At 64.9% G+C, this 13,285-nt stretch carries 11 protein-coding genes; 5 read left to right on the top strand and 6 right to left on the bottom strand.

The window, feature by feature from the left end; all coding sequences use genetic code 11:
• Positions 1-98: 98 nt before the first annotated feature.
• From ACNJYD_RS02090 to ACNJYD_RS02070, 5 genes are all read right to left on the bottom strand, one after another.
• Complete coding sequence (locus ACNJYD_RS02090) at positions 99-506, bottom strand: F0F1 ATP synthase subunit epsilon (protein WP_172788823.1); 408 nt, start codon at positions 504-506, stop codon at positions 99-101.
• Positions 507-590: 84 nt separating this feature from the next.
• Positions 591-2,033 carry a F0F1 ATP synthase subunit beta gene (gene atpD / locus ACNJYD_RS02085; protein ID WP_172788824.1) on the bottom strand — a complete coding sequence of 481 codons (1,443 nt, stop codon included), beginning with the start codon at positions 2,031-2,033 and terminating at the stop codon, positions 591-593.
• Positions 2,034-2,067: 34 nt separating this feature from the next.
• Complete coding sequence (locus ACNJYD_RS02080) at positions 2,068-2,943, bottom strand: F0F1 ATP synthase subunit gamma (protein ID WP_172788825.1); 876 nt, start codon at positions 2,941-2,943, stop codon at positions 2,068-2,070.
• 144 nt (positions 2,944-3,087) lie between these two features.
• Positions 3,088-4,617, bottom strand: a complete 1,530-nt coding sequence (atpA, locus tag ACNJYD_RS02075; RefSeq protein ID WP_172788826.1) for a F0F1 ATP synthase subunit alpha — start codon at positions 4,615-4,617, stop codon at positions 3,088-3,090.
• Positions 4,617-5,177, bottom strand: a complete 561-nt coding sequence (locus ACNJYD_RS02070; protein WP_172788827.1) for a F0F1 ATP synthase subunit delta — start codon at positions 5,175-5,177, stop codon at positions 4,617-4,619. Before ACNJYD_RS02070 ends, atpA begins: the two co-directional genes overlap by 1 nt.
• A 657-nt stretch (positions 5,178-5,834) precedes the next feature.
• Between ACNJYD_RS02070 and ACNJYD_RS02065 the strand changes: the two genes are divergently transcribed.
• Entirely contained in the window at positions 5,835-6,332 is a 498-nt protein-coding gene (locus ACNJYD_RS02065) for a septal ring lytic transglycosylase RlpA family protein (RefSeq protein WP_172788828.1), read from the top strand.
• A gap of 207 nt (positions 6,333-6,539) precedes the next feature.
• On the opposite strand, the gene ACNJYD_RS02060 is transcribed toward ACNJYD_RS02065, so the two are convergent.
• Entirely contained in the window at positions 6,540-8,744 is a 2,205-nt protein-coding gene (locus tag ACNJYD_RS02060) for a primosomal protein N' (RefSeq protein ID WP_212257651.1), read from the bottom strand.
• 112 nt (positions 8,745-8,856) lie between these two features.
• Between ACNJYD_RS02060 and ACNJYD_RS02055 the strand changes: the two genes are divergently transcribed.
• The 4 genes from ACNJYD_RS02055 (at position 8,857) to ACNJYD_RS02040 (ending at position 13,165) form a co-directional block, all read left to right on the top strand.
• On the top strand, positions 8,857-9,822 hold the full coding sequence (locus ACNJYD_RS02055) for a tyrosine recombinase XerC (protein WP_212257652.1): 966 nt from the start codon (positions 8,857-8,859) through the stop codon (positions 9,820-9,822).
• A gap of 152 nt (positions 9,823-9,974) precedes the next feature.
• Complete coding sequence (locus tag ACNJYD_RS02050) at positions 9,975-10,223, top strand: hypothetical protein (RefSeq protein ID WP_246571395.1); 249 nt, start codon at positions 9,975-9,977, stop codon at positions 10,221-10,223.
• Positions 10,216-11,625 carry a class I SAM-dependent methyltransferase gene (locus ACNJYD_RS02045; RefSeq protein ID WP_212257653.1) on the top strand — a complete coding sequence of 470 codons (1,410 nt, stop codon included), beginning with the start codon at positions 10,216-10,218 and terminating at the stop codon, positions 11,623-11,625. Before ACNJYD_RS02050 ends, ACNJYD_RS02045 begins: the two co-directional genes overlap by 8 nt.
• A gap of 1 nt (position 11,626) precedes the next feature.
• Positions 11,627-13,165 carry a sulfatase-like hydrolase/transferase gene (locus ACNJYD_RS02040; RefSeq protein WP_439365180.1) on the top strand — a complete coding sequence of 513 codons (1,539 nt, stop codon included), beginning with the start codon at positions 11,627-11,629 and terminating at the stop codon, positions 13,163-13,165.
• Positions 13,166-13,285: the final 120 nt, after the last annotated feature.

Below are 13,285 nucleotides of genomic sequence, written 5' to 3'. Positions count from 1 at the left end.
AGTTTCAGCGCCCGCCACGGTCGTGACGAGCGCTGAACTTGTTCAGGAATTCCTTTGCAGGAATGTCTTACCCGAGCCCCGGAGCGGTGCCCCGGGGCTTAGTGCATAGCCGTGGAGTTGAGCTGGTGCTGGATGCTCTTGAAGTGATCCAGTCGCTCGATGGCCTGATCGAGCTCGCCGCCTTCATGCTCCTTCAGATTCTCTTCCATCTCCGCGATCGTCTCGGCGAACTGGGCGCGGTCCAGCTCGTCCAGCGAGGTCGCGACGTCGGCGAGCACGGTCAGGCCCCTCTCGGACACCTCGGCGAGGCCGCCGAGCACGATGACCTTCTCGTGCCTGCCACCGCTGGTGATGGTGAGGATGCCGGGCCGGATCGCAGCCACGACCGGCGCATGCCCTGCCAGCACGCCGAAGTCACCCTCGACGCCGGGAATGTCGACCTGATCGACCTCGCCCGAGAAGGCGAGCTTTTCCGGAGAGACGAGATCGAAATGGAAGGTGGCCATGAGAAACCTGCGAGTAGCGAGTGGCGAATAGCGAGTGGCGGTCGGGAGCAGCTTGTATTCGCTACTCCCTTCGCCGTTCGCCTCTTAGGCAGCTTCCGCCGCCAGCTTCTTGCCCTTCTCGACGGCTTCTTCGATGGTGCCGACCATGTAGAAGGCCGCTTCCGGCAGGTGGTCGTACTTGCCGTCCACCAGGCCCTTGAAGCCCTTGATGGTGTCGGCGAGGTCGACGAACTTGCCGGGCGAACCCGTGAAGATTTCGGCGACGTGGAACGGCTGCGACAGGAAGCGCTCGATCTTGCGGGCGCGGGCCACCGTCAGCTTGTCCTCTTCCGAAAGCTCGTCCATGCCGAGAATGGCGATGATGTCCTGGAGCGACTTGTAGCGCTGCAGCACCTGCTGGACCTGACGGGCGACGGCGTAGTGCTCCTCGCCGACGACGAGCGGGGAGAGCATGCGCGAGGTCGAGTCGAGCGGGTCCACCGCCGGATAGATGCCCTTTTCCGAGATCGCGCGCGACAGCACCGTGGTGGCGTCCAAGTGCGCGAACGAGGTCGCGGGCGCCGGGTCGGTCAAGTCGTCGGCCGGCACGTAGATCGCCTGCACCGAGGTGATCGAACCCTTCTGCGTCGTGGTGATGCGCTCCTGCAGCGCGCCCATGTCGGTGGCGAGCGTCGGCTGATAACCCACCGCCGAGGGAATGCGGCCGAGCAGCGCCGACACTTCCGACCCCGCTTGCGTGAAGCGGAAGATGTTGTCGACGAAGAACAGCACGTCCTGGCCCTGGTCGCGGAAGTGCTCGGCGACAGTCAGGCCGGTCAGGCCGACGCGGGCGCGGGCGCCCGGCGGCTCGTTCATCTGACCGAACACGAGAGCGCACTTCGACTTCACGCTCGGATCCGGATTGTGCGGATCGGCGTTGACCTTGGACTCGATGAACTCGTGATAGAGGTCGTTGCCCTCGCGGGTACGCTCGCCGACGCCGGCGAACACGGAGTAACCACCGTGCGCCTTCGCGACGTTGTTGATCAGCTCCTGAATCAGCACGGTCTTGCCGACGCCGGCGCCGCCGAACAGGCCGATCTTGCCGCCCTTCGCATACGGAGCGAGCAGATCGACGACCTTGATGCCGGTGACGAGAATTTCGGCTTCGGTCGACTGGTCGGTATAGGTCGGCGCTTCCTGGTGGATGGCGCGGATGCCTTCCGACTTGATCGGGCCGGCCTCGTCGATCGGCTCGCCGATGACGTTCATGATGCGGCCGAGCGTACCGTCACCCACGGGAACCGAGATCGGCTGACCGGTGTCGGTCACTTCCTGGCCGCGCACCAGACCTTCGGTGGCGTCCATCGCGATGGTGCGGACGGTCGATTCGCCGAGATGCTGCGCGACTTCCAGCACCAGGCGGTTGTTGCCGTTCTTGGTCTCCAGCGAGTTGAGAATGGCCGGCAGGTGGCCTTCGAACTGCACGTCGACGACGGCGCCCATGACCTGGGTAACGCGACCGATCTGTGTGGCTGCTGTAGCCATTTACTGTCTCCTTCGATCCGAATTTCGTGTCCGGTCAGACTGCTTCTGCGCCGGAGATGATTTCGATGAGTTCCTTGGTGATCTGAGCCTGACGCGTGCGGTTGTAGACCAGCGTCTGCTTGCGGATCATTTCGCCGGCGTTGCGGGTGGCGTTGTCCATCGCCGACATCTGCGCGCCGTAGAACGAAGCGTTGTTCTCGAGCAGGGCGCGGAAGATCTGCACCGCGAGATTGCGCGGCAACAGGCGCGTGAGGATCTCGTCCTCCTCCGGCTCATATTCGTAGGAGGTCGCGCTGGCGTTCGCACCGCCTTCCTCGACGACCAGCGGGATGATCTGCTGGGCGGTCGGGACCTGTGCGATCACCGACTTGAACTGCGAGTAGAACAGCGTGCAGACGTCGAACTCGCCGTTGTCGAACCGCGCCAGCACCTTCTTGGCGATGTCCTCGGCGTTGACGAAGCCGAGCTGACGCACGCTGCGCAGGTCGAGATGCTCGACGATCTGCTTGTCGAACAGGCGGCGGAGCTGCTCGTAGCCCTTACGGCCGACGCAGAAGAATTTCACTTCCTTGCCCTGCGCAGCCAGCGCCAGAGCGCGTTCGCGGGCGAGACGCACGATAGAGGAGTTGAAAGCGCCGGACAGGCCGCGCTCGCCGGTGCAGACCAACAGCAGGTGAACCTGATCGCGGCCGGTGCCGGCCAGCAGCGCCGGCGCGCCGGGCGAGCCCGCCGCGGCGCTGGCGATGTTGGAGATCACCGCGCTCATCTTTTCGGCATAGGGACGCGCGGCTTCCGCCGCGGTCTGCGCGCGGCGCAGCTTGGAGGCCGCGACCATCTGCATCGCCTTGGTGATCTTTTGCGTCGCCTTGGTGGAGGCGATGCGGACGCGCATGTCTTTAAGTGACGCCATTCTTCGTTCACCCCGGCGGTTCGACTGAAGCGTCGGACCGCTAGCCTGTCCCTACCGCAATGCCCGGCCGGGCGCCGGGCATGCTTCTTATTGATTTGCCTCTCGCGAAGCGGTCATGGCCGGACGATCCGGCCATACTTGCTGTTAAGCGAAGCTCTTCGCAAAGCCTTCGACCACCGACTTCAGCTTGCCGGCGGTGTCGTCGGAGAGGTCGCGGCTGTCGCGGATCGAGTTGAGGATGTCGGCGTGCTTGCCGCGCAGCAGCGAGAGCAGGCCGTCCTCGAACGCGCGCACCTTGTTGAGCGGGAGCGGATCGAGATAGCCGTTGGTGCCGGCCCAGATCACGCAGACCTGCTCTTCCATCTTCAGCGGCGAGAACTGCGGCTGCTTCAGGAGCTCGGTGAGGCGCGAACCGCGGTTGAGCAGGCGCTGGGTCGAGGCGTCGAGGTCGGAGCCGAACTGCGCGAACGCCGCCATTTCGCGGTACTGCGCGAGCTCACCCTTGATCTTGCCGGCGACCTTCTTGGTGGCCTTGGTCTGCGCGGACGAACCCACGCGCGACACCGACAGACCGACGTTCACGGCAGGACGGATGCCCTGGAAGAACAGGTCGGTTTCCAGGAAGATCTGGCCGTCGGTGATCGAGATGACGTTGGTCGGGATGTAGGCCGACACGTCGTTGGCCTGGGTTTCGATGACCGGCAGCGCCGTCAGCGAGCCCGAGCCCTGGTCCTTGTTCAGCTTCGCCGCGCGCTCGAGCAGGCGGGAGTGCAGATAGAACACGTCGCCCGGATAGGCTTCGCGGCCCGGCGGGCGGCGCAGCAGCAGCGACATCTGGCGGTAGGCGACGGCCTGCTTGGACAGGTCGTCATAGATGATGACCGCGTGCATGCCGTTGTCGCGGAAGTACTCGCCCATGGTGCAGCCGGTGAAGGGCGCGATGTACTGCATCGGCGCCGGATCCGAGGCGGTGGCGGCGACGACGATCGAATATTCGAGCGCGCCCTGCTCTTCCAGCACCTTCACGAACTGCGCGACGGTCGAACGCTTCTGACCGACCGCGACGTAGACGCAGTACAGCTTGATGTTCTCGTCCGGCTGCGCGTTGAGCGGCTTCTGGTTCAGGATGGTGTCGAGCGCGATCGCGGTCTTGCCGGTCTGACGGTCGCCGATGATCAGCTCGCGCTGGCCGCGGCCGATCGGGATCAGGGCGTCGATCGCCTTGAGGCCGGTCGCCATCGGCTCGTTCACCGACTTGCGCGGAATGATGCCGGGCGCCTTGACGTCGACGCGCATGCGCTTGTCGGCCTGGATCGGGCCCTTGCCGTCGATCGGATTGCCGAGCGCGTCGACGACGCGGCCGAGCAGACCCTTGCCGACCGGCGCGTCCACGATGGCGCGGGTGCGCTTGACGGTCTGGCCTTCCTTGATTTCGCGGTCGGCACCGAAAATAACGACACCGACGTTGTCGGTCTCGAGGTTCAGCGCCATGCCGCGGGTGCCGTTCTCGAACTCGACCATTTCGCCGGCCTGGACGTTGTCCAGACCGTAGACGCGGGCGATACCGTCGCCGACGGACAGCACCTGTCCGACTTCGGAGACTTCAGCTTCCTGGCCGAAATTCTTGATCTGGTCCTTGAGGATCGCGGAAATTTCCGCGGCGCGGATGTCCATCAGCCTGCCTCTTTCATCGCGTGCTTGATCGAATTGAGTTTGGTGCGAAGCGAACCATCCACCATGCGGCTGCCCAGCTTGACGACGAGGCCACCGATGATCGAGGGATCAATCTTCACGTTCAGCGCGACATCCTTGCCGGTCACCGATTTCAGGGCGACCTTGAGGGCATCGAGATTCTTGTCCGAGAGCGCTTCCGCCACGGTGACGTCGGCCGTCGTCTCGCCCTTGAACTTGGCGACGAGCGCGCGGTAGGCGCGGATGACGTCGGCCACCGCGAACAGGCGGCGGTTGGCCGTCAGCACTTTCAGGAAGTTGGCGGCGATGCCGGCGATGCCCGCCTTGTCCAGCACGGCCGAGAGGGCCCTGGACTGGGCATCGGCCGCGAACACCGGGCTACGGACGAGGCGCTTCAGATCGGCGCTCTCGTTCAGCAGGGCCTCGAATTTGTCGAGATCGGCTTTGACCGCGTCGACCAAATTCTGGTCGCGGGCCAGTTCAAACAAGGCCGTTGCATAACGGCCGGACACACCGGAAACGGACGTATCTTCTGCAGCCACAGACGCGCTCTTTTTGCTGTCAAACTCGCAAGGGAAAAACCGTCGCCACGAAGCGGCGCCTAGCGATCCAAGCCCTTGGAATTCAAGCGGGACTTCGATTTTCGACCAGCACGGGAGGTGCCGGGCTCGTTAAAATCGCGGCTTTGCTAACATAGCAGGCGCGCAGGTGCAACATGACGCCAAATTAAAGGCATGAGGTTCTGTCGCCAGTTCGTCGCAGCCGCGCGACACATCGCGCGCCGAGGGGCGGCCGAGGCGGCGGCGTCCCAGCTCACGGAAATTGGCGCCGGCTTTGCCGCCGCGCCCTCCATTGGTTCCTGCCCCTAGCGCATAGCCGCCATGAACACGGATCGCTGAGGCGTGAATCCGCCCTAGCGAGTTCCACGCGCCGAATACTTATCGAATTCTAAACGCTGGCGGCGATGACTTCGCTCTACAGTATTTGTAAGTAATCGGCAGGTTAATAAATCGTTAAAGCCGAAGATTTCGGAACATCGGCCGAATATCGCGCGACGGTAACAAGATATTTCATGACGACACATACCGGAATTACTGCCCAATTCACGCCTCATTAGGAATCGAAACGCCAACCCGCTCACAAACTGATGGGGGCTCCACTTGCCACAAATGTGGCAATACTAGCTTAGGGACCATTAAATGCTGTCTTTGAAGACGCTGGGCTTTGTGACCCGGCCGCGCACGGCGATTGCTTTCGTCGCCGCAACTCTGATCGTCGGTGGAACTGCCACCGAAGCTTCCGCCAAATCCCGGCATCACCGGCATCACCACCGCCACCACGCCCAGACCGAGGCCAATGCGACCTCCGATTGGCGCAATGCCAATGCGTCGATGACGCCGACCTCCGGCACCGGCCACAGCTTCTCCGGCGTGGCCTCCTATTACGGCAACGAGTCCGGCAGCCGGACCGCCTCGGGCCAGCGCTTCAACCAGAACGCCATGACCGCGGCGCACCGTTCGCTGCCGTTCGGCACCAAGCTGCGCGTCACCCACCGCGGCCAGAGCGTGATCGTCACCATCAACGACCGCGGCCCGTTCATTCGCGGCCGTGTCCTCGACCTCTCCACGGGTGCAGCCCGCGCCATCGGCCTCACCGGTGCCGGCGTCGGCCGCGTCACCGCGGAGGTCGTCTCCTAAAGGCGCGACGAGCCGCCTACCCGCGCACTTTTCATCAGTTTGATGCGCGCATGAAAACAAGCCCGCGGTCTTGGGGGACCGCGGGCTTTTTTACGTCCCGTCATTGCCAGCGCAGCGAAGCAATCCAGAATCTTCCCGCGGAAAGACTCTGGATTGCTTCGTCGCAAGGGCTCCTCGCAATGACGTGGAGAGAGTGGGGAATAGCCACTACAAAAAGCTCTGCGGATCGACGTCCACTTCGAGCTTCAGATTGCCTGTCGGCTTCGGGCAGACCGCGAGCCAGCTGCGCAAATAGTCCGACAGGTCGAAACCGCGCGCCGATTTCACCAGGATGCGGAAGCGGTAGCGGCCCTTGATGACGGCGAGCGGCGCTTCGGCGGGGCCGAGCACGACGACGCGCTCGTCGCGCGGCGCGAGCGCGACGAGCTTGTGGCCAAAGCCTTTGGCGCCCGGGCGGTCGCCGGCGGAGATGATCAGGCTGGCGAGCCGGCCGAACGGCGGATAGAGCGTCTTCTCGCGCAGCTCGATCTCGCTGTCGTAGAAGGCCTCGCGGTCGCAGGCGATCAAGGCCCGCATCACGGGATGATCGGGCTGGTGGGTCTGCAGATAGCCGACGCCGCGGCCCTGCTCGCGGCCGGCGCGGCCGATCACCTGGTTGAGCAATTGCCAGGTCCGCTCCGCCGCGCGCGGATCGCCGTTGGAGAGGCCAAGATCGGCATCGACCACGCCGACCAGATTGAGCCGCGGGAAGTTGTGCCCCTTGGCGACGAGCTGCGTGCCGATGATGATGTCGACGCGGCCCTCTGCGATCTCGGCAAGCTCGCTTCGCATCGTCTCGATCGAGGTGATGAGATCGCTCGACAGCACCATGGTGCGCGCGTCCGGGAACAGCGCGGCCGCCTCCTCCTGCAGGCGCTCGACGCCGGGGCCGACCGCAACCAGCGATTCCTCGGCCGAGCAGTTCGGGCAGATATGCGGGCGCGGCATCGAGAAGCCGCAATGGTGGCAGACCAGGCGCTGGCGAAAGCGGTGATCGACCAGCCAGGCGTCGCAGATGGTGCAGGCGAAGCGATGGCCGCAGGCGCGGCACAAGGTCAGCGGCGCATAACCGCGGCGATTGAGGAAGAGCAGCGCCTGCTCGCGCCGTTCGATCGCGGTTCGGATCTCGCCGGCAAGTCGCGGCGAGATGAAGCGACCACGCGCGGGCGGCTCGCGGCGCAGGTCGATGGCCTCGATATGCGGCATGTGCTGGCCGCCGAAGCGCGAGGGCAGCGCGATGCGCTGATAGCGGTTCTTGCGCGCATTGACCTCGGATTCCACCGACGGCGTGGCGGAGGCCAGCACGACCGGAATTTTCGCGATATGCCCGCGCACCACCGCCATGTCGCGGGCATGGTAATGCACGCCGTCGTCCTGCTTGTAGGCCTGGTCGTGCTCCTCATCGACGACGATGAGGCCGAGATTGGCGTAAGGGAGAAACAGCGCCGAGCGCGCCCCGACCACGACCGGCGCCGAGCCTTCGGAGATCGCGGCCCAATTGCGCGCGCGGGTGCGCGGCGTCAGCTCCGAATGCCATTCGATCGGCCGCACGCCAAAGCGCTGCGCGAAACGGTCGAGGAACTGGCCGGTGAGCGCGATCTCCGGCATCAGGATCAGCGCCTGCTTGCCGCGGCGGACCACCTCGGCGACGGCTTCGAAATAGACCTCGGTCTTGCCTGAGCCGGTGACGCCGTCGAGCAGCGCGACATGGAAGGTGCCGTTGGCCGCAAGCGCGCGCATCGCATCCACACCGGCACGCTGGAGCGGCGAGAAGTCCGGCCGGCCGAATTCCGGATCGGGCGCCGGCGGCGGAGGCGGCGGCGGCATCGGCTCCACCGTGAGCGTACCTTCATCGACGAGGCCGTCGATCACGCCCGAGGAGACACCGGCCTCCCTGGCCGCCTCGGACTTGCCGTGCAGCAGCCGGTCCGACAGCACCGCGATGACGCGCGCCCGCGCCGGCGTCAGACGCTTCGGCGGATCGCCGGTCAGGCGCACGCCGGCGCGCACCCGCTCCGGGCCGAGATTTTCGCCCATGCGCAGGCACATGCGCAGCACCATGCCGCGCGGGCTCAGCGTGTAATTGGCGACCCAGTCCACCACCGAGCGCAGCTCCGGCTTGAGCGGCGGGACGTCGAGTTTCTCGCTGACCTCCTTGAGGCGGTTGTGCAGGCGCGGATCGGGATTGGCATTCTCGCCCCAGACCACGGCCAGCACCTCGCGCGGACCGAGCGGCACACCGACGAGATCGCCCGCCTTCAGCTCCATGCCGCGCGGCACCTTGTAGGAATAGGTCTGGTCGAGCGCGACCGGCACCAGCACGTCGACCATGCGGGTGGCGGGGGCGGTGTTGCTGCGCGACGATTGGTCCATGAGCTGAGAATCGGAACCTTGAGGCCTTGAGGCTAGCGCCGCGCGGCGGCCTTAGCGAACAGTAAACTGGTGTGATGCGATATACTGTGCGGAATCACCACGTCCAGAGCGCATGAGCAAAGCGGCCGCCCCACACATCGAGCTCGCCAGCGCCGATCCCTCGATCGCGCAGGAGATGGCGCGCTGGCTTTCGCATCTCGGCGCCGAGCGGCGGCTGTCGCCGAAGACGCTGGAGGCCTATGGCCGCGATCTGCGGCAGTGCCTGGATTTCCTCAGCAATCATTGGGGCGAGCGCGTCACGCTCAAGCGCTTCGCCGCGCTGGAGGCGACCGACCTGCGCGCCTTCATGGCGATGCGCCGGGCCGACGACATTGCCGGCCGCAGCCTGATGCGTGCGCTGGCGGGCCTGCGCTCGTTCGGACGTTTCCTGGAGCGCGAGGGCAAGGGCAAGGTCGGCGCATTGTCGGCGATCCGCGCGCCGAAGGTGGCGAAGAGCTTGCCAAAACCCCTGCCGATGGCATCCGCCAAGCGTCTTGCCGATGCCGACGAGCGTGCCGGCGAGGAACGGGAGACCTGGATCCTGGCGCGCGATGCCGCGGTGATGGCGCTCTTGTACGGATCGGGGCTGCGCATCTCCGAAGCGCTCTCCCTGAAGCGCCGCGAGGTGCCGCGTCCCGGCGAGGGCGACGTGCTGGTCGTGACCGGCAAGGGCAACAAGACTCGCATGGTGCCGGTGCTGCAAAACGTGCTGGAGCTGGTGCAGGAATACGTTTCGATGTGCCCCTATCCGCTGCCGGCGGAAGGGCCGATCTTCGTCGGCGCACGCGGCGGTCCCTTGAGCCCGCGCATCATCCAGCTCGCGATGGAGCGGCTGCGCGGTGCGCTCGGGCTGCCGGACAGCGCCACGCCGCACGCGCTGCGTCATTCCTTCGCCACGCACCTGCTCTCGCGCGGCGGGGACTTGCGCGCCATCCAGGAATTGCTCGGGCATTCCTCGCTGTCGACGACGCAGGTCTATACTGGCATCGATTCCGAGCGGCTGCTGGAGGTCTATGCCAGCGCGCATCCGCGGCGCTGAGGCACGGCCGTGCGCACCGCACCGCAACGGCAGACAGGCCGTCGACGACCGGTGGAATAGAGCGGATTTCGGTTTACGCGCGTAGGTGGATGGTGCAAAAGACCAATAGGCGGCATGTGCGACCCGCGACTATCGTCTACGGCGTGTGGAAAATGAACAAGACCTCTCCGGGAATGACTGTGGCGGTGCTGGCCGGAATCGCCGTGCTGATGCCGACCAGCGCCTATGCCTATCTGGATCCGGGGAGCGGCGCCTTCGCCGTACAGGCGCTGCTTGCCGGCATTGCCGGCGGCCTGATCGCCATTCGAGCGTACGGAAAGCGGGTGATGGATTTCTTCCGGCGCTCGAAATCGTCGCCGGACGTCGCCACCAGCAGATCCATACTGGACCGCGATGCGTGATCCCGGATCGTTCCGCGATCCCTCAGGCTACGTCTTCACCCATGCTGGCCGAGTTTTTCGCGCGGTCGACGACGAAGCATATCGCAACTTCCTGCTGCTGAAATCGTCGGGCGCCTACGACGCGCTGATGGAAAGAGGATGGATCGTCGCCGCGGAGGAGGCAAGCTCCGACGAGGCGACGCAGACTCTGATCCATGCCGAATCGGATCGACTGAAAGTTCTGGAGCATCCGCGCGTCCCGTTCATCTCCTATCCATATGAATGGCCGTTCGAGTTGCTCAAGCGCGCCGCCCTGCTCCACCTCGATGTCCATCTGCTCGCGCTCGATTTCGGACTGACGCTGTCGGATGCGACCGCGTACAATATTCAGTTCATCGGAATCCGGCCGGTCTTCATCGACATTTCCTCATTCGTGCCGTACCGGGACGGCGACTATTGGGACGGCCACCGGCAGTTCGTCGAGCAGTTCGCGAACCCCTTGCTGATGCGCGCGCTGCTCGGCGTCGCCCACAACGCCTGGTACCGGGGCGCGCTGGAAGGCATTCCGACCGCCGACATGGCCGCGCTGATCGGATGGCCCAAACGGTGGCTCTCCCCGGACGTCCTGACCAACATCACGCTTCCGGACCGTTTTCAGCGACGGGCACGCCGCGAGCCGGATCAGCCCTCACGTCAGCCAAAGCCGCTGCCCAAAGCCGCGCTTCAGATGATGTTGCGCCGGTTGCGGCGCTGGATCTCCAATCTCGCGCCGAAAGACGTCGGACCGACCGAATGGCAGCAATATGAGCGCGGCAATCTTTCGTATTCCGACACCGAGGAAAGCAGGAAGGAGAAATTCGTCAGTTGCTTCGCGCAGAACAATACGCTGGCCTGCGCGTGGGACATCGGTTGCAACACCGGTCGGTATTCGCAAGCGCTTTTGCAAAACCGGGTCCGGTCCGTGATCGGGTTCGACGCCGATCTCAACGCGCTCGACGTTGCGGTGGCGCGTGCAACCGCGGACAATCTGGACTTTCTCCCGCTGTTCAGCGATGCCGCAAATCCAAGCCCCGGTCAGGGCTGGGCGGAAACCGAGCGTTCGGGGCTGCATTCGCGCAGCCGCGCGGACGCCGTCATCGCGCTCGCGATCGTGCACCATCTCGCGATCGGCCGGAACATTCCGCTGCCGTCGGTGCTGGATTGGCTCGTCGGACTGGCACCCCGCGGCGTGATCGAGTTCGTTCCGAAGTCCGACCCGATGATCCAGCGCATGCTGCGATTGAGGCGCGACATCTTCGATGGCTATGACGGCGAGCAATTCGAGCGCGCCTTGACCCGCCATGCAGCGATCGTGCGGCGGCTCGAGCTCACCCCGGGCGGCCGCACGCTGTACGAATTCGCAAGACAGGCCGGTGGAGACTGAAATGCCGCTACGATCCGATGACAGATTCGTCCTGCTCCGCGCGGTCGCGACGGCTGTGCTTCTGTCCACGATGGCCCTCCTCAATTTTTACGCAGCGAACATGAGCGCGCTGGCTGGTCCGTCGCGCGTGTTGCAATACGCGGCCGGCATCATGGCGATCGCGGCGGTTCTCTCGGTGTGTCTCGCCTTGCTGCTGCGCAAGGTCCCGCCATGGCGCATCGTTCTGGCGGTCGGGCTGACGGTCTTCGTCTTCTTCGCTTATCGCGTCGAGTTGGTCGAGTACGAGATGAAGGGCCGCTTCGGCGACTGGGCCGCGATCGCCTGGACCGTGATGGCCATCGCCACCGGCATCGGTGCCCTGATTGTCATCCGCCGACCTGCGCTCGTGACAATCGCACTGGTGGCGTCGTTGGCGTTTGCCGCCCTGCCCGTCACCCGCATCGCGACCGCGCTTGTGAAGGAGCAGCGCGCGCCGCGCCCGGTCCCGGGCGCCGGTGAGCCGGCGATGAAGCTCACGATGTCTCCCAACATCTATTGGATCGTGCTCGATGCCTATCCGAGGCAGGACGTCCTCAAGGAAGATTTTTCATTCGACAACAGCGGCTTCCTCGCCTCGCTCGGCGCGAAGGACTTTACGGTATTTCGCAATGCCCGCTCGAATTTTCCGGCGACGGCCAATTCGATATCGAGCACGGCCAACGCCGACTACACCGTCGAGGGCGAAGGCAAGGACCTCAAGGCTTTCCCGCTGGAGCGGCTATATCCGCTCGTTCGAGGCAAGAACCGGACGGTGGCCCGGCTCACCTCGGCCGGATACAGCTATGTCCATTTTGAAAACGGCTATGACAACCTGACCAAATGCGCGTTCGACGGGCCGCGTTGCCTGCGCGGGAATGTCGGGCTGGACGAGATGGACGTCGCCATTCTCTCCAACACACCGATCATCGACTTGATCATCGGTCGGCGGCAGTCGCCGTTTGCGTGGGGCGGCGTCGATGACCTGACCCGTCTGTTGAATGAGGTCCAGGCGACTCCATCGCCGTTCTTCCTGTACGCACACATCCTGGTCCCGCATATCCCGTTCCGCTTCACGGCGGACTGCGGTTTCCGCTCGGCCGCCCCGGACCTGCAGCGCTGGGACCCGGCGAGCCGCCCGGCCTTCCTCGACCAGCTCCGCTGCACCAACTCTCAGACGCTGACGCTCGTCGACAAGATTGTCACGTCAGATCCCAAGGCGCTGATCATCCTGCAGTCGGATCATGGCACGGACTTCCGCGGCCAGACCAAGCGCTCGCCATCTACCTGGTCGGACGCCGATCTCCACGAGCGCTTCGGCGTTCTGAACGCAATTCGGCTGCCGAAGCAATGCCGCGCGGCCGCTCCAGACGACATCACCTTGATCGACACCTTTCCGCTGGTCTTTGCCTGCCTGACCGGCGGCGCGTTTGAACCGCGTCAACCGCGCTTCTTTGTCACCCCGTATGACGACATGCCCGACTTCGGGGATGCGGTCGAGTTTCCGGCTGAGCGGGTACGGTGAACGACCGATGTGTCGCGGCGCGGCCTGCCCCACGGGCGCAGCCGGCAGACTGACACACTCTCGTCATAGCGCGCGTGCCTCTTGCGCAGGCCGCGCGGTTCGGTCAATCGTTGCGGAACC

This window comes from Bradyrhizobium sp. SPXBL-02 (assembly GCF_051853065.1).
GTDB lineage: Bacteria > Pseudomonadota > Alphaproteobacteria > Rhizobiales > Xanthobacteraceae > Bradyrhizobium.
Note: the sequence above shows the minus strand (reverse complement) of the source record. Positions and strands in the feature narration are given on the sequence as shown.